The sequence below is a fragment of the Segniliparus rotundus DSM 44985 genome (assembly GCF_000092825.1).
Taxonomy (GTDB): domain Bacteria; phylum Actinomycetota; class Actinomycetes; order Mycobacteriales; family Mycobacteriaceae; genus Segniliparus; species Segniliparus rotundus.
The window spans coordinates 2649494-2669547 of the sequence record NC_014168.1; the positions used below are offsets into that span (position 1 = coordinate 2649494).

At 68.2% G+C, this 20054-nt stretch carries 18 protein-coding genes; 3 read left to right on the forward strand and 15 right to left on the reverse strand.

The window, feature by feature from the left end:
- Positions 1-42 precede the first annotated feature (42 nt).
- Positions 43-483 carry a DMT family transporter gene (locus tag SROT_RS17190; protein WP_041407332.1) on the forward strand — a complete coding sequence of 147 codons (441 nt, stop codon included), beginning with the start codon at positions 43-45 and terminating at the stop codon, positions 481-483.
- Here the strand turns inward: SROT_RS17190 and SROT_RS12905 are convergent.
- The 9 genes from SROT_RS12905 to SROT_RS12945 form a co-directional block, all read right to left on the reverse strand.
- A complete protein-coding gene (locus SROT_RS12905) occupies positions 422-1102 on the reverse strand; it encodes a cell division protein FtsQ/DivIB (protein ID WP_013139464.1) in 681 nt (226 codons plus the stop codon). The two genes, SROT_RS17190 and SROT_RS12905, sit on opposite strands and share 62 nt — an antisense overlap.
- Positions 1099-2526, reverse strand: coding sequence for a UDP-N-acetylmuramate--L-alanine ligase (gene murC, locus SROT_RS12910; protein ID WP_013139465.1), 1428 nt, complete (start codon positions 2524-2526; stop codon positions 1099-1101). Before murC ends, SROT_RS12905 begins: the two co-directional genes overlap by 4 nt.
- Positions 2519-3646 (reverse strand): undecaprenyldiphospho-muramoylpentapeptide beta-N-acetylglucosaminyltransferase, encoded by a 1128-nt coding sequence (murG, locus tag SROT_RS12915; protein WP_013139466.1) that lies wholly within the window; start codon positions 3644-3646, stop codon positions 2519-2521. Before murG ends, murC begins: the two co-directional genes overlap by 8 nt.
- Positions 3643-5124 (reverse strand): putative lipid II flippase FtsW, encoded by a 1482-nt coding sequence (gene ftsW, locus SROT_RS12920; protein ID WP_245535302.1) that lies wholly within the window; start codon positions 5122-5124, stop codon positions 3643-3645. The genes murG and ftsW overlap by 4 nt, the downstream gene beginning before the upstream one ends.
- Positions 5121-6461 carry a UDP-N-acetylmuramoyl-L-alanine--D-glutamate ligase gene (gene murD, locus SROT_RS12925; RefSeq protein WP_013139468.1) on the reverse strand — a complete coding sequence of 447 codons (1341 nt, stop codon included), beginning with the start codon at positions 6459-6461 and terminating at the stop codon, positions 5121-5123. The genes ftsW and murD overlap by 4 nt, the downstream gene beginning before the upstream one ends.
- Positions 6454-7533 carry a phospho-N-acetylmuramoyl-pentapeptide-transferase gene (gene mraY / locus SROT_RS12930; RefSeq protein ID WP_013139469.1) on the reverse strand — a complete coding sequence of 360 codons (1080 nt, stop codon included), beginning with the start codon at positions 7531-7533 and terminating at the stop codon, positions 6454-6456. Before mraY ends, murD begins: the two co-directional genes overlap by 8 nt.
- An 82-nt stretch (positions 7534-7615) precedes the next feature.
- Positions 7616-9091: a UDP-N-acetylmuramoyl-tripeptide--D-alanyl-D-alanine ligase gene (locus SROT_RS12935; RefSeq protein ID WP_013139470.1), complete on the reverse strand. Its 1476-nt coding sequence runs from the start codon at positions 9089-9091 to the stop codon at positions 7616-7618.
- Entirely contained in the window at positions 9088-10614 is a 1527-nt protein-coding gene (locus SROT_RS12940) for a UDP-N-acetylmuramoyl-L-alanyl-D-glutamate--2,6-diaminopimelate ligase (RefSeq protein WP_041407334.1), read from the reverse strand. Before SROT_RS12940 ends, SROT_RS12935 begins: the two co-directional genes overlap by 4 nt.
- A gap of 93 nt (positions 10615-10707) precedes the next feature.
- Complete coding sequence (locus SROT_RS12945; RefSeq protein WP_187288038.1) at positions 10708-11493, reverse strand: DUF3298 domain-containing protein; 786 nt, start codon at positions 11491-11493, stop codon at positions 10708-10710.
- Between the two features lie 75 nt (positions 11494-11568).
- On the opposite strand from SROT_RS12945, the gene SROT_RS12950 reads away from it, so the two are divergent.
- Complete coding sequence (locus SROT_RS12950; RefSeq protein WP_013139473.1) at positions 11569-12987, forward strand: class II fumarate hydratase; 1419 nt, start codon at positions 11569-11571, stop codon at positions 12985-12987.
- 93 nt (positions 12988-13080) lie between these two features.
- Here the strand turns inward: SROT_RS12950 and SROT_RS12955 are convergent, their stop codons facing one another.
- From SROT_RS12955 to glyA, 4 genes are read right to left on the reverse strand one after another with little or no spacing between them, the layout of a single operon-like run.
- The gene (locus SROT_RS12955) at positions 13081-13884 is read right to left on the reverse strand and encodes a polysaccharide deacetylase family protein (protein WP_245535303.1); all 804 of its coding nucleotides are present in this window, start codon (positions 13882-13884) and stop codon (positions 13081-13083) included.
- Complete coding sequence (locus tag SROT_RS12960) at positions 13874-15190, reverse strand: PhoH family protein (RefSeq protein WP_013139475.1); 1317 nt, start codon at positions 15188-15190, stop codon at positions 13874-13876. The genes SROT_RS12955 and SROT_RS12960 overlap by 11 nt, the downstream gene beginning before the upstream one ends.
- A 52-nt stretch (positions 15191-15242) precedes the next feature.
- Positions 15243-16262: an acyl-ACP desaturase gene (locus tag SROT_RS12965; RefSeq protein ID WP_013139476.1), complete on the reverse strand. Its 1020-nt coding sequence runs from the start codon at positions 16260-16262 to the stop codon at positions 15243-15245.
- A gap of 20 nt (positions 16263-16282) precedes the next feature.
- Entirely contained in the window at positions 16283-17593 is a 1311-nt protein-coding gene (gene glyA, locus SROT_RS12970; RefSeq protein WP_013139477.1) for a serine hydroxymethyltransferase, read from the reverse strand.
- Positions 17594-17689: 96 nt separating this feature from the next.
- Between glyA and coaA the strand changes: the two genes are divergently transcribed.
- A complete protein-coding gene (gene coaA, locus SROT_RS12975; RefSeq protein ID WP_041408040.1) occupies positions 17690-18658 on the forward strand; it encodes a type I pantothenate kinase in 969 nt (322 codons plus the stop codon).
- Positions 18659-18681: 23 nt separating this feature from the next.
- On the opposite strand, the gene SROT_RS12980 is transcribed toward coaA, so the two are convergent.
- Both SROT_RS12980 and SROT_RS12985 read right to left on the reverse strand, forming a co-directional pair.
- A complete protein-coding gene (locus tag SROT_RS12980) occupies positions 18682-19203 on the reverse strand; it encodes a hypothetical protein (protein WP_013139479.1) in 522 nt (173 codons plus the stop codon).
- Positions 19204-19344: 141 nt separating this feature from the next.
- A complete protein-coding gene (locus SROT_RS12985) occupies positions 19345-19866 on the reverse strand; it encodes a hypothetical protein (protein ID WP_013139480.1) in 522 nt (173 codons plus the stop codon).
- Between the last annotated feature and the right edge of the window lie 188 nt (positions 19867-20054).

Below are 20054 nucleotides of genomic sequence, written 5' to 3' on the forward strand. Positions count from 1 at the left end.
GCCTGCTCGCGGCGTTGTGCTACGCGGTGCTACGCGCTCGGCATGGTGCTCCAAAAGCCCGCGCTGCGCCACGCCTCCTCGCTGCAAGTCACCACGTTCAGCTGCCTTGTCGGCGCGCTCGCCTGCCTGCCGTTCGCGAGCCAGCTGTGGGCGCAAACCTCTCGAGCGCCGCTTTCCGTGACCGCGAACATTGTCTACCTCGGTGTTTTTCCGACCGCGCTCGGCTTTCTGACCTGGGGCTACGCCCTCTCCCGGACGCACACGGCGAAACTCGCGGCCACCACGTACGCCGTGCCGTTCCTGGTCGTCCTGCTCAGCTGGGCGCTGCTCGGGGAAGTCCCGAACGCCTTCGCCGTCCTGGGCGGCGTCCTCTGTCTGAGCGGCGTGGCCCTCGCCCGCTCCCCACGCGCACAGCCCCCGGTCAGTTCGCCAACACCGGCGTGTTCGGGCTCGACACATTGTAGGTCTGCGCCGGTTGAGTGAGCAGGGCCAAGGCCACCTGCGCCTTGCGCGGGACGTCTTTGCTCGACCCGAAGACGACGACGCGCCCGTCCCCCAACGTGACGGACACCTCGATCTCGCTCTTCGCGTCGACTTGCGCGACTTGGGCGCGCAGCTCGTCCGGCAGTTGCGAGAGCACCGCGAGCGCCGCGGCCGTGGCCGGGTCCTTCGGGGACGGCCGGGCCACAACGAGTTTCGCGGACCCTTCCGGCGGCGTGGGAATGGTGGAGAAATCCACCCCTGTCTTGTCCACAAGGTGCGCGCCGTCCGGGCCGTCCACATACGCGACCGGCGTCCGCTCGACAAGCTCCACGCGCAACGTGTGCGGGAACTCTCGGCCCACACGCGCGCTCGCGACCACGCGAATCCCTTCGACGCGGGCTGTGGACTCGTCCAAGTCCACTCGCATGAGCGGCTCGCCCGGGGTGAGGGCGAGACGGCGCACCACTTCTTCTTTCGTGACCGTCGTGTTGCCGGTCACGACGATGGAGCGCAACGCGAACCACTGGCTGAAATACCCGGCCCACACCCCGACGCCGCCCGCGACGACCACGAGGACCACCACAGTGGTGAGCCCCCACGCCCGCAACCAGCCGGTCACGCTTCGCGCCCCGCGACAGCGTCGAGAATCTCACCGCCGAGCAACGTCACATCGCCCGCGCCCATCGTGATGACCACGTCTCCGGGCTTGGCCAAAGACGCCGCGGTCTGCGCAACAGACGAGAACATCGGCACGAACCGGGCCGGGACCGCGCGCACTTGGTCCGCGATCAGCGCGCCGGTGATCCCCGCTTCCGGTTTCTCCCGCGCCCCGTAGACGTCGAGGACCAAGACTTCGTCCGCGGCTTCGAGCGCGGCGGCGAACTCCGTGGCGAACAGCCGGGTGCGTGAGTACATGTGCGGCTGGAAGACCACGACCAACCGGCCCGAGCACGAGCCGTCCGGGTCGGTGACCAGGGCCCGCGCCCCGGCGAGCGTCGCAGCCACTTCGGTGGGATGGTGGGCGTAGTCGTCAAAGACCCGCACGCCCCGCTCGGCCCCTTTGAGCTGGAACCGCCTGCGGACTCCGGTGAAGGCGGACACGCCGCTGATCGCCCCGTCGAGGCTCGCGCCCGCGAAGACGGCGGCGAGCACCGCCCCGAGGGCGTTGCGCGCCATATGCCTGCCCGGCACGCCGATCGAGAACACGCGCTCGCCGCCCGGCTCGAACACGACCGTCAGCCGGGCCCCCTCGCCGTGCGGCGACCAGTCGGCGAGGCGAGCCGCGAGAAGCACACCCGCCGGGGCCTGGTTGGAGCCGTAGCCGAGCACCCGCGTCCCGGCGGCCGCGGCGCGCGATCCCAACGCCGCGGCGCCCGGATCGTCCACGTCCACAATGAGCGACCCGCCCGGAGCGATCTGCCGGACGAACTGGTCGAACACGGCGACATACGCCTCCGAGGAGCCGAAATGGTCGAGATGGTCCGCCTCGACGTTCGTCACCACAGCGGCGTCCGGTTGGTAGCGCAAGAGCGACCCGTCGCTCTCGTCCGCCTCGGCCACGAACGCGTTGCCGCTGCCCTGGTGCGCGTTCGTGCCTGCCTCGCCCAATTCCCCGCCGACCGCGAAGGACGGGTCGAGCCCCGCCTGTTGCAGCGCGGCGACCGTCAGAGACGTGGTGGTGGTTTTCCCGTGGGTGCCCGAAACAAGGACCCGCGTGCTGCCCTCCATCAGCGCCGCGAGCACTTGCGGGCGGTAGAGGACCGGCACGCCGCGCTTGCGCGCCTCGACGAGCTCCGGGTTGTCCTCCGGGATCGCGGCCTGGCTGACCACGACGGCTGTCGGCCCGCCGTCCAAGAAGTCCAAGGCGCGGGCGTCGTGCCCGACGAGCACCTGCGCGCCCCTGGCGCGCAGGTCGGTGATCGCGCGGCTGTCTTTGAGGTCCGAGCCGGACACCCCCGCGCCTCGGGCCAAGAGAATCCTGGCGACGGCGGACATGCCAGCGCCGCCGATCCCGACAAAATGGACTCGGCTCAGATCATCCACGACGGGCTCCCTCGGCCAATGCCAACACCGCGCGCACGATCACCTCGGCCGTGTCGTGGCTTCCTGCCCGCAGGGCCGATTCGGCCATCCTCGCGAGCGCTCCCTGTCCTGTTCCGCGCTGCTCGCAGAGCAGGCCGCGCACGATCTCGCCGAGCCGGTCAGCGGTCAGCTCGGCCTCGGGGACCAAGAGACCGCCGCCCGCCGCCACCAAATCCAAGGCGTTGAGCGCCTGCTCGCCATTGCCGTGCGGCAAGGGGACGAAGACCGAAGGCAGGCCGACGGCGGAAACTTCGGCGACAGTCATCGCGCCGGACCTGCACAACGCGAGGTCCGCAGCGGCGTAGGCGAGGTCCATCCGGGTGAGGTAGTCCACGACGACGTGGCGCACCCTGCCCTCGAAGGCGCTGGAGGGTTCCGCGGAAAGCGTCTGATTCGGGCCCTTCGCATGAAGGATTTGCACACCGGCAGCTGTGATCCGGGCCGAAGCCGCGACGACGGCCTCGTTCAAGGCGCGCGCGCCTTGCGAGCCGCCGAACACGAGGAGCGTCGGAGCGTGCGGGTCCAAACCGAAATGCTCCCTGGCGCTGGCGCGCGAGGCAGCGCGGTCCAGCTGGGCGATCTGCTGGCGCACCGGGACGCCGACCGGCGTCCCCCCTTTGAGCCTCGTCTGACCTGAAGCGGTGAACACCTGGTCGGCGAACCTGGCTCCGAGCCGGTTCGCGATTCCCGCCTTGGCGTTTGCCTCATGCACGACAATCGGGATTTTGCGCCGCCGCGCGGCGAGATACGCCGGCACCGCGACGTACCCGCCGAAGCCCACCAGCACGTCCGCCTGCACCCGGTCCAAGACGCTCGCTGCCGCCCGCACCGCGCCCGCGAGCCGGGACGGCACAGTCGCCAGGTCTCGGGAGGGTTTGCGCGGCAACGGCACCGCCGGGACCAGCTCCAGCGGATACCCTCGGGCTGGCACGAGGGCGCCTTCAAGCCCCCGAGGGGTGCCCAGCGCGGTCACGAGCGCCTGCGGCCGGGCCTGTTTGATCGTGTCGGCGACGGCGAGGGCGGGCTCGATGTGCCCAGCTGTCCCGCCGCCCGCGACAACGACGCTCAACCTGCCCGTCATCGCCCGGAACTCCGGGGCCGTCGGCTTTGTGGCGCGGACGCGCGCGCAGCGGAAGCCCGTCGCGGCTGCCGCGCGGGATCGGCGTCCCGAGCCGCCTGCGGGCTCTGGCGCTTCGCCCGGGGCCGTCGCGGCGCGGCACCGCCGCCGGAGGGCCGCTCCGCTGCTCCTCTGCCGCGCGCGGGAGACTGCGCGCGAGCGCCTTGGCCGCGCAACAGCCTCGCCTGGTAGGGCCGGACCGGCTCGGGCAGCGGCAACCGCAAGAACCGCGAGACTCGCCCGGGCGGCGCGGCGCGCAACGCGCTGACCGCGTCCGGCTCATGACGGGCCGCGTTCGCCAAAATCCCGAGCATCAAAAGCGTCACCGCGATCGAGGAGCCGCCTGCGGACACCAGCGGCAACTGCACGCCGGTCACGGGCAAAAGACCGGTCACATAGCCGACATTGATGAGCATTTGGCCCAACAGCAGCGTCGTGACGCTGGCCGCGTAGAGCCGCAAGAAGGGGTCGAGGGAGCGCTGGGCGATCCGCAGCCCCACATAGGCGAACGCGCCGAAGAGCGACAGGACGAGCAAGCAGCCGATGAGCCCGAGCTCCTCGCCGATGATCGCGAAAATGAAGTCGTTGTGCGCGTTGGGCACGTACTGGTACTTTTGCCTGCTCTGTCCGAGGCCTTTGCCGAACCACTCCCCCGCCGCCAGCGACAATCTCGCCTGCCGGGGCTGGTAGTCGGAGCCGAGCGGGTCGGCGGACTTGCCGAACAGGGTGAGCACGCGCGCGGCCCGGTAGCTCGCCGAAACCGCCAGAACCGCCGCCGCGACGACACCGACGACGGCCACCGACGCGAACACTTTGAGCGACAAACCCGAGTACCACAGGAGCGCCGCCACGATGAGGGCGAGCGACACGGCGGTGGACAGGTTCGGCTCCAAGACGATGAGCACGCACATCACCGTGGAGACAGGGATGAGCGGGACCAAATAATCGCGCAGCACAGCGGTCTCGCGCCGCCGGGAGGCGAGCACATGCGCGCCCCACACCGCCAGCGCGAGCTTCGCGAGCTCGGACGGCTGCACGGAGACCCCGGCGACTTCGAACCAGCGCCGCGCGCCCATGATCTTCACGCCGACCCCGGGCACCAGCACCAACGCGAGCGAGACGACCGCGACCACCATGCAGGGGAACGCGAGCGTGCGCAGCATACGCGGGGAGACGCGCAGCGCGAGGGCGAAAAGCATCACGCCCAGCACCACATACATCAGCTGCTGCCAGAACTTGGAATACGGGTCTTCGCCGTGGGCCACCGCTTCGGGTGCAGAAGCGGAAAGCACCATGATGAGGCCGAAGACGGACAGGAGCGCCGTGATCGTGATGACGAGGTGGTAGGAGGCCAAGGGGCGCGACAGCCAGGCGCCGACGCCGCCTTTGACGACGGCCCGCGCCGAAGCGGCAAGGGCGGGGTCCGGCATGGTCGCGGTCACCCGGACAACACCCCCCGCGCCGCGTCGGCGAAAAGCTTCCCCCGCTGGGCGTAGCCGGTGAACTGGTCGAGCGACGCGGCGGCAGGCGCGAGCAGGACCACATCGCCGGGGCGCGCATGGCGGGCGGCGTGCGCCACGGCGGCGCGCATGAGTTCCGCTGCGTCGTCAAACATGCCCCCATCGTCCCTGTTTTCCACGACAACGACGGGGACTTGCGGGGCGTGTCGCCGCAAAGCGTCCGCGAGAACACACTTGTCCTGGCCGAAGAGCACGACAGCCCGCAGCCGAGGCGCCACGCGCTCGACGAGGATGTCGACCTGCGCGCCTTTGAGCTGTCCGCCCGCGAGCCACACCACATTCTGATGCGCTTGAATGGCATTGAGCGCGGCATGCGGATTGGTCGCTTTCGAATCGTCCCGATACTCGACGCCGCCGTGTTCGGCCACGATTTCGCCTCGGTGCGCGCCAGGCGAGAAGGCCCGCAGCCCCGCCGCGACCGCCTCGGGGCTCGCCCCCCACGCCCGAGCGAGCGCGGCCGCGGCCAACGCGTCCGCTAGTCCGGCCGGGCCCGCGGGGCGGATCTGCTCGGCAGGAAGGAGCGCAACAGAGCCGAAGGCGCGGTCCACGAGCATGCCGCCGACGATTCCGAGCTCCCCCGCTGCGGGTTCCCCGAGCCGGAACCCGACTCGGCGGCCAGGGACTTCGAGCGCGGCGCACACGGGGTCGTCGAGGTTCACCACACCGATCTGGCCGCCCAACGCCCGCGCTTTCGCCTCGGTGTACGCGGCCATGCTGCCGTGCCAGTCGATGTGGTCTTCGGCGATGTTGAGCACCACCCCGGCCAAGGGCCGGATCGACGGGGCCCGGCTGAGCTGGAACGAGGACAGCTCGACCGCCAGGGTGCGAGCAGGGCCGAGCACCGCGGCGGCCACCGGGTGCCCGATGTTCCCGCAGGCCACCGCGGGCTCCGCAGCGGCGAGGAGGATCGATTCGAGCATGGAGGTGGTCGTGGTCTTGCCATTGGTCCCTGTCACCACGAGCCACCGCTTCGAGCGCTCGCCGATCTGCCAGGCCAACTCCGCGTCGCCCCACACGGGGACTCCCGCCGCGGCCGCGGCGCTCGGGATCGCAGCGGTGTTCGGGACGCCTGGGCTGACCACGACGAGGTCGTGTTCGGGCACGAGCGCGAGCGCGTCCTGTTCGCCGATGTCGGCGATCGCCGTGTTCTGATCGCTCACCAGCACGCGCGCCCCGACCGAACGAAGCGCCTCGGCGCAGGCCGTGCCCGCGACCCCGGCCCCGGCGACCAAAACCTTTTTGCCGGCAAGGTCAGGCATGGGCGTGGGAGACCCATTCCGCGTAGAAGAGCGCGAGCCCTGCCGCGCTGCTGAGGGCGGCCAAAATCCAGAACCGGACAATCACCGTGGTCTCCCGCCAACCAGCGAGTTCGAAATGATGGTGGAACGGGGCCATGCGGAAAGCCCGCCTGCCGGTGGTCCGGAAAACCGCGATCTGAATCACCACCGAAGCCGCTTCGGCGACGAAGAGCGCCCCGATCACCACCATGAGCAGCTCGGTCTGGGTGGTGACGGACAGCCCGGCGAGGAAGCCGCCGAGCGAGAGCGAGCCGGTGTCGCCCATGAAGATTTTGGCGGGCGCAGTGTTCCACCAGAGGAAGCCGACGCAGGCCCCCGCGCCCGCCGCCGCGAGGACGGCGAGGTCCATCGGGTCCCGAACGTCATAACAGCCCGTGGCCGCGACGCGTCCGCAGGCGTTCTGGTACTGCCAGACAGAGATGACTGTGTAGGTGGCGAGGGCCATCGCCATGCTGCCCGCCGCAAGCCCGTCCAAGCCGTCCGTGAAGTTCACCGCGTTCGACCACGCGGAGACCAAAAGGAAGCAGAACACCACGAACGCGAGGGCGCCGAAACTGATCGTGGTGAAATCCCGCACATAGGAGAGGTTGACCGTGCCGGGCGTGCGGCCGAGGCGGTCGGGGAATTGCAGGACGAGCCAACTGAAGGTCAGCGACGCGACGAGCTGCCCGATCAGCTTCGCGGATTTTGTGAGGCCCAGATTGCGGCGTTTGCGCAATTTGATGAAGTCGTCGAGGAAGCCGACGACAGCGAGCACAGTCACCAAGAAGAGGACGATGAGCGCCGAAACAGACACCGGCGGCAGGTGGAAAGCAGAGCCGAACAAGTGCGAGCCGAAGTAGCCGAGCCAAATCGCGGCGACGATCGCCACCCCGCCCATGGACGGGGTGCCACGTTTGGCCTGGTGGCTCTGCGGGCCGTCCACGCGGATCTCTTGGCCGAAGCCCTGCCGGGAGAAGATCCGGACCAGCCACGGGGTCAGGAGGATGCTGACGGCCATCGCGATGCCAGCAGCGAAGATAATCTCGCTCATAAGGGCTCAGATCTTGCCACACCACAGGGCACCCGCGCGACAGAACGCGGCGCCAGCAGCGCCGAAACACCATCCCCGGCCATCACAGCCCGGACCCCGCCGCATCAGAGGGCCTCGGCTCGAGGAGCGCCTCCGCGACCTGCCAAAGCCCTTCGGACTGTGAGGCCTTCACCAGCACCACGTCGCGCGGGCCCAGCTCGGCGGCGACCAGACGCGCCGCCGACTGCCAATCCGGGACCAACACGGCCTCCCCGCTCCACGAGCCTTCGAGCACCGCGCCGGTGTGCAGGGCTTTCGCCGAACGGGAGTCGCCGACCACGACGAGCCGGTCGACCGAAAGACGGACCACGAACCTGCCGAGCTGATCGTGCAAGACAATGGAGTCGTCGCCGAGCTCGCCCATCTGCCCGAGCACAGCCCAGCTGGCCCCGCCGCACTGATGCGCCATGCCGACCAACGCCCGAAGGCCCGCGCGCATCGACTCCGGGTTGGCGTTGTACGAGTCGTTCACGACCACCACGCCGTCGGCGCGCTCGGCAACTTGCATCCGGCGCGGCGAAGCCGCCTGCGCCGCCGAAAGCGCCTCTGCTGTCTGAGCAGGCGACAACCCGCACTCCGCGGCCACCGCCGCGGCCGCCAAGGCGTTGTGCGCCTGATGCTCGCCATGCACCCGCAACGTCACCGGAGCGTCGCCCTGCGGCGTGATGAGGGTGAAGCTCGCGCGAGAAAGAGGGTCGAGCCGGACATCGGCCGCGCGGACGTCGGCGCTCTCCGCCATGCCGTAGCGCACCACCCGCGCGCGGGTCCGAGAAGCCATGGCCGACACCAGCGGGTCGTCCGCGTTGAGCACAGCCACCCCGCCGTCATCGGCGCAGGGCAAAGCCTCGACAAGCTCGCCCTTGGCGATGGCGATGTTCTCCCGAGAGCCGAACACGCCGAGGTGCGCGGAGCCGACGCCAAGCACGACGCCGATTCTGGGTTGGGCGATCTGCGCGAGTTCGGCGATATGCCCAATAGTGCGGGCAGCGAGCTCTAACACGAGGAACCGCGTGTCTTGGTCCGCGCGCAGGACCGTCCACGGGTGGCCGAGCTCATTGTTGAAGCTGCCCGGAGGCCCGACTGTGGCGCCCCGCGTCGCAAGGACCTGCGTGACAAGGTCTTTGGTGGAGGTCTTCCCGCTCGAACCGGTGATCCCGACGACCGTGAGCCCGCGCGCCACGAGCGCCTGGGCGTTGGCCTTCGCCAATGCGGCGAGAGCGGCCAGCGCGAGACGGCGGGACTCCTGCGGGCCGGTCGGGTACGGCCCCGCGCCCAGGACGACCGTTGGCACGTCGAGCGGATCGCTGGACAACGTCGCGACCGCTCCCGCCGCGTGCGCGGCGGCGGCGTGCGACCGGCCGTCGGTGCGCTCGCCGGGAACGGCGAGGAACAACCCGCCGGGGACGACCTTGCGGGAATCATGCTCCAGAGGGGCTGTCACGAGCTGTTCTGGGTCGGGGACCTGATGCAGCTTCCCGCCGACCGCCGCAGCGACCTGGCGCAGGGTCCATGGGATCATCCGCGCTCCCGAATCGCCCGGGCCAGAATCTCCCTGTCATCGAAGTGGCTCTTCACACCGTTGACCTCCTGATACGTCTCATGCCCCTTGCCCGCCACCAGCACTGTGTCCCCGGCACGCGCCCAACGGACCGCGCGCGCGATGGCCTCGGCCCTGCTGGCGACCTCCCACACCTCGGCGCGGGAGGAGCCCTGCGCTCCGGCCAACACCTGCGCGCGGATCGCAGCGGGATCCTCGGAGCGCGGGTTGTCGTCGGTCACAACGACCAGCTCGGCCCCGCTGGCGCTCACCTCGCCCATCATCGGGCGCTTGCCTTGGTCCCGGTCGCCGCCCGCGCCGACCACGACCGCGATCCTCCCCGCAGTGTGCTCGCGCAACGCCTGGAGCACCTTCGCGAGCGACTCCGGCTTGTGCGCGTAATCCACAACGGCGAGGAAGTCTTGGCCCGCCTGGACCCGCTCCAGCCTGCCCGGCACCGCGATATCCGCCCAGCCGCGCACCAGCTCCTCCGTGACGCGCACACCCGTCGCCTCGGCCAACCCCACTGCGAGGACAGCGTTCGCGGCATTGTGGCGGCCGAGCAGGCCGAGACGGAACGCGAACTGGCGTTCCCGCGGGCCCCGGACGAGGACCTGCTGCGCGCCGAGCTCGTCTTCGCGCCGTTCGAGCACGGCCCAATCGGCCGCCTCGTCGCCGGTCGCGACCGTGACGCTCCCCCGCGCCACACGGCTCATCCGCTGCCCCCAGGAATCGTCCACACAGATCACCGCCCGCCGAGCGGCGACCGAGGAACCTGGTTGGAACAGCTTCGCCTTCGCCTGGAAATACGACTCCATGTCGCCGTGGTGGTCGAGGTGGTCGTGGGAGAGGTTCGTGAACCCGCCTGCCGCGAACCGGGTCCCGTCCACCCTCCCGAAATCCAAGGCGTGGCTCGAGACCTCCATGAGGACGACCTCGACGCCCGCCTCCGCCATGACGGCGAGCAGGCTTTGCGTCTGCGGCGCTTCGGGCGTGGTGAACGAGCTTGCGACGCTCTGACTGCCGATTCGCGTCTCAACGGTGCCGATGACGCCTGTGGCGCGGCCCGCCGCGCGGAAGAGCGATTCCAGAAGGTACGTCGTGGTGGTTTTCCCCGCCGTCCCGGTGACCCCGACGACGGTCAGTCGAGCGGACGGGTCGCCATAGACCAACGCGCAGAGCGCGCCGAGGCTGGCCCTGGGCGCGGCAGCGACCAGCACGGCCATCGCGTCTGTGCCGCCGAGGCAGGCGGCTCCGGCTTCGTCGGTGAGCACAGCGGCCGCGCCCCGCTCTTGGGCGACGGAGATGAAGTTCGCGCCGTGCGTCCTCGCCCCCGGCAGCGCCACAAAAAGATCGCCCGGCTCGACGGACTGCGCGGCCTGGGCGACCCCGCGAACACGTCCGCGCTCGTCGCCCGCGAGGACAACCGCCCCGGCGACATCAGCGAGCTCGCTGATCGCAGCACCAGGATGGCGCTTTGGACGCAGCTCGGCCGACACACTCACCCTGGCAGGGTAGCAGCCGCCCCAGGCCTTGGCGGCGAAGCGAATCGGCGCTCGGAGGACTCGGCGGCCCAAGGCAGGCGGCGCGGCGCCGGGTCAGCGGTACTCTGGCCGCAGCATGTCCCTGAGCGAGGAAAGCGGGATATGGGCCTCGATCATCGCCGATCCGGGCTCGCCGCTGCGCACCTGCGGCATATACAGCACCAGCTCGTCCGCGCTCACCACGAACACCGGGTAGCTGCCCGGGTTCAACAACCCGCCGGGGTCGAAGTCTTCCGCTCGCAACGGCGGCTGGTTCTCCCCGGCGCGGACCTCGTTGACCGGCTCCAACTGGCTCTGCACAGTCGGGCGGGCGAGCCGGGCGAGGTCGGACAGAGCCCGCTCGCCCGATTGGAACAGGTCGGGCAGGGCCAGCGCCCTGCCCTTGGCCGCGTCGAAGGTGAAGCTGGTGAGCTCCTCAACCGGGTATTTTGCGTTGCCGGTGTAATAAATGTTCGAGAACAGCACCGATGTGAGCGCGGGCGGGTGCTCGAACTGCCGGTAGCGCAGGGTCGCCCCGCCATCCGTCGCCCTGGGGTCGTCTGTGACTTTGGAGAACCTGGCGATGAAGTCTTTGAGGTATTTCTGCAGCGCAGAGCCAGAAGCCCCGCTTTCCACGAGGTCCGCGGGGTAACGCGCCTCCAGCACCGTCTTGGTCTGATTGGCGTTGACCACCACTTTCCCGCAAAACTGCTCGCCGACGCTCCAATTCCCGCCGAGCTGGGCGCAGACGTCGGCGGGCGCGGCCGAAGCGCTCGGGCAGTGCGGCACGAAAACGGCCGCGAGCGCGCCCGACCACCGGAGGAAAGAGCCCGCTCGAGGCGGCAATCGGGCGACAAACACAGGCAACAGAATAGTCTCGGACATCTACCCCTATGCGCCAGCTCGCCGTTTCGAGGCATATGGCAAAGTAAAGCTGTGAGCACTGACCCTGCCAATGACACCTCCGAATTCCGCGTCGAGCACGACACCATGGGTGAAGTCCTCGTCCCGAAAGCCGCTCTCTGGCGCGCGCAAACCCAACGCGCCGTCGAGAACTTCCCCATCTCCGGCATCACCCTCGAGCGCGCGCAAATCCGAGCGCTGGGCCTGCTCAAAGCCGCATGCGCCAAGGTGAACCTGGAACTGGGCGTCCTGCCGGAGAACCTCGCGAACCCCATCATCGCCGCGGCTGAGGAGATCGCCGAGGGCAAACACGACGACCAATTCCCCATTGACGTGTTCCAGACCGGTTCGGGCACGAGTTCCAACATGAACGCCAACGAGGTCATCGCCTCCTTGGCCGCCAAAGCCGGAACAACCGTGCATCCCAACGACCATGTGAACGCTTCGCAGTCCTCGAACGACACGTTCCCGACTGCGACCCACCTGGCCGCTTCTGAGGTCGCGGTCCGCGACCTGCTGCCCGCTTTGGAGCATCTGCACAACTCGCTGAACGAGAAAGCCGAAGCCTGGTCGCTCGAGGTCAAATCAGGCCGCACCCACCTCATGGACGCCGTGCCGGTGACCTTGGGCCAGGAGTTCTCCGGTTACGCGCGACAGGTGGAGAACGGCGTCAAACGCGTCATCGCCACGCTGCCCCGGTTGGGCGAGCTCGCCATCGGCGGCACCGCCGTGGGCACCGGCCTGAACGCTCCGGACGGTTTTGGCGGCAAAGTGGTCGAGGTGCTGCGCGAACGCACCGGCCTCACCGCGTTGTCCGAAGCGGTGAACCATTTCGAGGCGCAGGCCGCGAGGGACGCGCTCGTGGAGACTTCCGGCGCGCTGCGCACGGTCGCAGTGTCCCTCACCAAGATCGCGAACGACATCCGTTGGCTCGGCTCCGGGCCGCTCACCGGGCTCGGCGAGATCCAGTTGCCAGATCTGCAACCGGGCAGCTCCATCATGCCGGGCAAGGTCAACCCCGTGATCCCCGAAGCAGTGCTGCAAGTCGCGGCGCAGGTGGTCGGAAACGACGCGACGATCGCCTGGGCCGGCTCGCAAGGCTCCTTCGAGCTCAACGTTTCGATCCCGGTCATGGCGCACAACGTGTTGGAGAGCCTGCACTTGCTGAGCAACGTCTCGCGCATCTTCGCCGACAAGTGCGTCAAGGGCCTGGTCGCGAACACAGAGCGGTTGCGCCACCTGGCCGAGGCTTCGCCTTCGATCGTCACGCCGCTCAACAGCGCGATCGGCTACGAAGAAGCCGCCGCCGTCGCCAAAGAAGCGCTCAAGCACGGCAAAACCATCCGCCAAGCGGTTTTGGACCGAGGCCTCGTGCCGGAAAAGATCACCGAAGAAGAGCTGGACAAGCGCCTCGACGTGCTCGCCATGGCGAAGGTGCGGCCGAAGGGCTGAGCGCGAGCCGCCGCGCCCTTCGGCGCAAACTCCGCCGCGTGGCGCTGGGACAGGATCCGGCGCGCTTGGCCGCCCGAGTCCTCTTTGCCCGGCTCAGCCCTGCTTGGCCGGGTCGAGCTGGCCCGAGTCGCGGTCCCAGTACCGATGGCCCGGTTTCGGCCCGGCTCCGGTCTTCGCCCGGATCAGCCGGTCGACAGTGACGAGGACATAGCCCTGCCGTTTCAGCCATGGCACGGCCTCGGCCATCGCTCGGACCGTGCCCTCGTGCACGTCGTGCAAGAGGAACACCGCGCCAGGCTGCGCGTACTGATGCACTGCGGCCACGGTCAGCTCCGGCTGGGCGCTGTGCTCCCAGTCGTAGGCGACAACGTTCCAAAGGATCTCGGACAGGCCCAGCTCGCCCTCGATTTTCAGGATGTCCGGGGTGGACAGCCCTGCGGGCGGGCGATAGACCGTTGCTGTGACCCCCGTCGCCTTCTGCAACGCATCCACAGCTTTGACCAGCTGTTGACGCGCTTCGGGAAGCGATTGCAGCGTCATATACGGGTGGCTCCAGGTGTGGACGCCCACCAGCATGCCGGCTTTGACGACATTGCGGGACCAATCCGGATGTTCTGCGATGCGCTCCCCGATCTCAAAAAACGTGGCTTTCGCGTGGTAGGACTGCAAGATCCAGAGGAGCTTGGAGGTGTACGGGCCAGGGCCGTCGTCAAAGGTGAGCGCGACACACCGCACCTTGTTGCAGTCCGCCGTGTCAGGATCGATGTCGTTCGCCGCGCGTCCTGACGCGTTTCCGGCTTCCGGCAGCGTCAGGACACCCGCGACCAATGCGATCGGCAGCGCCCAGCGCAGCACGCGCATCAGGCGCGCGGCGAACCAATCCCGGCTAGCCGACACCGTCGTCGAGGAGGCGTGTGGCGAGGGCGGCCACCGGGCTGCGCTCGGAGCGGGTCAACGTCATATGCGCGAACAGCTCTTCGCCCTTGAGCCGTTCCACCACTGCGGCGATGCCGTCGCGACGGCCGACCCGCAAAGAGTCGCGCTGCGCCACATCGTGCAAGAGGAAGATCCGGCTGCCTTCGCCGAGGCGGGTGATGGCGGTGAGGATCGTGGAGCGCTCCAAGTTCTGCGCCTCGTCCAAAAGGACGATGGTCTGCGGCCCCAGGGTGCGGCCCCGGATGTGCGTGAGCGGCAGGATCTCCAGCAAACCGCGCGAGCGGACTTCGTCGATCACCTCTTCCGAGGTGATCGACCGCAGCGCGTCGATCACCGCCGCGCTCCACGGGTTCATCTTCTCTTCCTCGTTGCCGGGGAGGTAGCCGAGGTCCTGGCCGCCCACCGCGATGATCGGCCGGAAGACGATGATCCGTTTCGCGGTGCGCCGCTCCAGGACCGCTTCGAGCGCGGCGGCGAGCGCCAACACCGACTTGCCGGTGCCCGCGGGGCCGCCGAGCGAGACGATGCCGATCTCATTGTCCAGCAGGTGCGAGAGGGCGATCCGCTGCTCGGCAGAACGCCCGTGCAGCCCGAAGGCGTCCTGGTCGCCCCGGACCAGGTGGATCTCTTTGTCCCTGCCGACCCTCCCGAGCGCGGTGGCGCGCGAGGCGGTCAGCACGACGCCGGTGTTCACATGCAGATCGTGGGTGGCCGCGACCTGGCCGTTTTTATACAGCTGGTCGAGTTCGTCGTCGGTGATGGCGAGCTCCGAAAGACCGGTGAAGCCGCTGTCCGGCACCTGCTCGTGCAAGTACTCCTGAGCAGGGATGCCGAGGCCGCCGTGGGACAACAGCCGCAACGGGAGGTCCTTCGAGACCACCGCGACGTCCTCGCCGGCTCGGCGCAGCGCGTCGGCGACAGACAAAATGCGGGTGTCGTTGGAGCGCTCGGCGCGAATCGCGTCCGGCAAAGCCGAAGAGTCCACATGGTTGATCTCGATGCGGACAGTCCCGCCCTCTTCATTGACCGCAACCCCGTGGCGCAGATCGGCTCCGGGCTGGCAGCGAAGCGCTTCGAGCATCCGAAGGACTGTGCGAGCGTTGTGGCCGAGCACAGGATCATGGCGTTTGGCCTCAAGCTCTTTGATGACCACGATCGGCAGCACGACATTGTGCTCGGCGAAACGGGTCAGAGCACCCGGATCGGAGAGCAGCACGCTGGTGTCGATCACATAGGTCTTGAGCGATCCGGGCCCGGTCTGGCTCATATAGCTCCTTATTGGTTGCGCCGGATTTACTTTCTCATTGGTTGCGCCGGATTTACTTTCTCGCCGCGTACTCCCGCAGGAAGGACGCTGCTTCAAGGCCAGCATCGCTGAGGCCGTCGGTGATGTCGAGGATCCCCCACTCGGCAAGCGCCGAAACATTCGACGCGCGCTGGGTGGCCTCGCTGTGCACGCCCGCGTCGGCGAGCTGGGAAAGCTGGTGTTCGAAGTCGTCGATGTCGCTGCCGATGATCTCGGAGCCCGCTTCCCGCAGATGCGCGGCGAAGGCGATGACGAGCTGGTCCGGCGAGACTTCCAGGCCTCTGCGGATGACTTTCGCGAAAAATGCGGCGTGGTGCACCTCGTCCTCAGCGATGCGTTGGAGCAGCTGTTCGAGCACTGGCTCCTCTTCGGAGGCCTTGGCCATCGAACGGGCCAAGTCCAGGGTGGCCCGCTCATGCAGCGCGGCGAACGCCAACGTCTGCAACGGGGTGCCGCCTGGGTAATCCACGCCCTTCCAGACATGGGCCAGGCGGCGCTTCTCCAAGAGGACCGGGTCCGTCGCGCCGGTCACCACGAGGTAATCGCGCAGGGCGATGGCGTGCGCGCCCTCTTCCGAAGTCCATTGGCCGATCCACTTCTCCCAGCCCTCGCGCAAATGCATGTGGCTGGTGAAGATGCGGTTGTAGGAAGGCAAGTTGTCCTTGTCCAGGAGCAGCAGGTCCAGACCGGCGACAATCGGTTCGGCGAGCTTGACCCTGGACGGGTCCCAGTCCTTCCCGCCGAGGAAGGCGAAAGTCTGGCCCTCCTCCCACGGGATGTAGTCGTGGAAGAACCATTCCTCTGTGGCCTCGAGGTGCTCGCGGTAAGCATCGGGAAGAACGTCCCGAAGCTCCCGCAGCAGTTTGCGCTCAAGCAGGTCGGTCGTCGTGAATGTACTCAGTGCTGTGCTCTCCGTCGTGCAATTGTCATCTGGTCGCCAGCGGCCTGCGCCGCCTCCGGCTTTTCGCTTCTGCCTTTGCGTGAGCCGAGCATAGCCCTCAGGCCTCAGCGAGAGGGCCGAAGCGCTCGCCACGGCGAGTCTACCAGCCTTGCTCAGTCGCTGAACTTCCAACGCTCCAGGTCCGGGTAGAGCGGGAAGTCGTTCGCCAAGCGCTTGACCCGCGCGGACAAAGCGTCCACATCCGCGGTTGCGGTGAGCGCGCCCGCGATGATGTCGCCGACCTCGGCGAACTCGGCGGCGCCGAAGCCTCGGGTGGCAAGGGCCGAGGTGCCGATCCGGACGCCCGACGGGTTGAGCGGCGGCCGAGGGTCGAACGGCACCGCGTTGCGGTTGACGGTGATGCCGATCTCGTGCAGTTTGTCCTCCGCGTCCTGGCCGGAGAGCTGCGAGTCGCGCAGATCCACGAGCACGAGGTGCACGTCGGTGCCGCCGGTCAGCACAGAGACCCCGGCGGCCTTCGCGTCGGGCGCGCCGAGGCGCTCGGCGATGATCCGGGCCCCCTCGACGGTGCGCTGCTGGCGCTCGGCGAACTCCGGCGTGCCCGCGACCTTCAACGCGACCGCCTTGGCGGCGACGACGTGCATGAGCGGCCCGCCTTGCTGTCCGGGGAAGACCGAGGAGTTCAACGACTTGGCGTGCTCGGATTTGGCGAGGATGAGGCCGGAGCGCGGCCCGCCGAGAGTTTTATGGACTGTCGTCGAGACTACTTCCGCGTGGGGCACCGGCGAGGGGTGCAGTCCCGCGGCGACCAGCCCGGCGAAGTGGGCCATGTCGACCCACAGTCGCGCGCCGACCTCTTCGGCGATCTGCGCGAACGCCGCGAAGTCCTGTTGCCGCGGATACGCGGACCACCCCGCGATCAGCACCTTCGGGCGGACTTCCAGGGCGCGGGCGCGCACCTGGTCCATGTCGATCAGGTGGGTCGCGGGGTCCACGCCGTAGAAGTTCGCCTGGTAAAGCTTGCCGGAGAAATTCAGGCGCATCCCGTGGGTGAGATGGCCGCCGTGCGCCAGGTCGAGACCGAGGATCGCGTCGCCAGGTGTGGCCAAAGTCATAAGGACTGCCGCGTTGGCTTGGGCCCCAGAATGCGGCTGGACATTCGCGAATTCCGCACCGAACAGCGCTTTTGCGCGATCACGGGCGAGATCTTCGACAACATCGACATGCTCGCAACCGCCGTAGTAACGCCGCCCCGGGTAGCCCTCGGCGTACTTGTTGGTGAGCACGGAGCCCTGCGCTTGCAGCACTGCCCTCGGCACGAAGTTCTCGGAAGCGATCATCTCCAGCGTGTCCCGCTGACGAGCCAATTCGCCGTCAACAACAGCCGCGACCTCGGGGTCGAGCTCGGAGAGCGAGGCGGTGAAGGCGTCCACGCCGGTTTTTGGTTGGGCTGGGGTGCTCATGGCTCCACTCCTTTGTCAGGCCCCTCACGCGGGCTCGCACAGTCTACCGCCCCGACAACCCCCGCCCGGCACGAGAGGAGCAAACTAGAGGGCGTGATCGCACGAACTGCCGAGCTTTCGTTCAAAGCGCTCCCGAAAGGCGTCTCCCAGGCCGGGCCGTTCGTCGAATTCGACCGCACCGCGTGGCGCGCCCTGCGGGAAGCGACGCCGCAAGTGCTCACCCAGGAGGACCTGACCAGTCTTCGCGGCATCCGCGAGCACCTCGACCTCGAAGAAGTCGAGGAGGTCTATTTGCCGCTCACCCGTCTCATCCACCTTCGGGTGGCTTCCAGCGCCCAGCACTTCGCGGCGATGTCCACCTTCCTGGGCGAGCAGGCGTCGCTCAAGAAGGTGCCCTTCGTGATCGGCGTCGCGGGTTCGGTCGCAGTGGGCAAATCCACAACCGCCCGCGTGCTCGCCACCCTGCTCGCCCGCTCGGAAGGCAACCCGAAAGTGGACTTGGTGACCACGGACGGATTCCTCATGCCCAACGCGGAACTCGCCCGACGCGGGCTCACCGCCCGCAAAGGCTTCCCCGAAAGCTACGACCGGCGCGCGCTTTTGCGGTTCGTCGTCGACGTGAAATCAGGGGTGCCCGAGGTCTGCGCCCCCGTGTACTCCCACGTTCTCTACGACATCGTGCCCGGAGCCGCGCACACCGTGCGCAGCCCGGACATCCTGGTCGTCGAAGGGCTCAACGTGCTCCAGGCGGGGCATCGGCTCATGCTCTCGGACCTGTTCGACTTCTCGATCTACGTGGACGCGCGGACCCAGGACATCGAGTCCTGGTACGTGGACCGGTTCCTCGCCCTGCGCGGGACCGTGTTCTCCGACCCCCGCTCGCACTTCCACCACTACGCGGGACTCTCCGACGCCGAGGCGGTGGACGAGGCTCGACAGGTCTGGCGGACCATCAACGAGCCGAACCTGGTGGAGAACATCCTGCCCACCCGGCCGAGGGCAACGCTCGTCCTGCGCAAAGACGCGGACCACTCGGTGGACCGGGTGCTGTTGCGCAAGCTGTAGCGGCGCTCAGGCCGGTTCCTCGCTCAGGCCCGTTTCTTGTACTGGACAGAACAAAGGCCTTTCATGGTTTGTTCTGCGACGACCTCGCCGTCCACGGTGATGCGGCAGGTGTAGGCGCTGCTGCGCCCCGCGCCGCCGGTCCATGAGTTCCACGCCTCCGGGCCCTTGATGATCCCCCCGTCGTCCGTCATCGAGTTGTCCAAATCCATCCCATCAGTCGAGATGGCGGTCAGCCCCAGGTCCAGGCCTTTGAAAGGCTTCGAGTCCGGCGCGGAGCCGGCGCGGGCGAAATCCGACTCGCCGACTTGCAGCTCAAGAGTCCACGGGAGATCGACCTGGTCCTCCTGGAGGTGTTTCTCGGTCGCGTCGGCATGATTGCGCAGATCCGTGGTGTAACGCGCTGTCGCGGCCGACGCGCCGCCGACCGCCTCGATAGAGTACTCCACTGTGTGATAGGCGACATTGGCCGACGCAGGCAGCGCGGGCACGATCAGCCCGGCGAACACTGCCGCCACAACGATCCCAGTTCTGACGCGACCAAGCATGCCGTACTCCATTCCTTCGCAACACGAGCAACAAAAAGCGTGGGCATCATGGTGGCACAAAAAGGGAGGGGGCGCATTTTTTCGCGCGCGGATCACGCTTCCCGCGCGCCGCGGACAAGCAGGAACAGCCCGCGTGAGCGGCTACGGCGTCGTTGTCGTCGTGTCCGCGGCCTTGAACTCGTCCTTGGCCGAGGGGCACACCTTCCACTGGTCGGCCTCTTTGCGCAGGTAGACGGTCCAGCCTTGCCCCTTCGGATCGGTGAAGCCCACCGCGCCGAGGCTGTTGATGACATGCGCGCCCTTGATGTCGATCGGCCCGGGGGCGACTTTCTGGTCGGCTTCGATGATCTCGGCCGCCTCGCCGGCGTCCGCCGAGCACAATATGCCAGCAAGCTTCGCGGCGTCCTTGGCGTCTTCCGCGGCCCTGTACTCCTGCGTCACGGCGCGGACCTGCTGCACGCCGCTCTTGGGGCTGAAAAGCATCGACCACAGGAAAAACCCGAGGCCGCCGCCGCAGACGAGGAGCGCGCCCACGGCGCCGAGGACGACCCACAGCACTTTGTTGCTCTTCTTCGGCGGCGGATTCTGGGGCTGGGGATGCTGGGGCGGCCCGTATTGGGGCGGCGGGTAGTTCGGGGGCGGGGGCGGGGGCGGGTAGGTCACGGGGAGCTCTCCAAATCTCGTTCTCTGTCGTCTTCTGCTGGGCCGTCTTCTGCTGGGCCGAGCACTGGCGCTGAGCCTACTCCGCACTTTTGCTCACGCGGAATCTCATCGGCAACAACCCATGAAAATGCTTGCGAACTGTGGAAAGAGCCAAAATTTTGCGCGCAGCCGCCCGCTTTGGCCGCTGG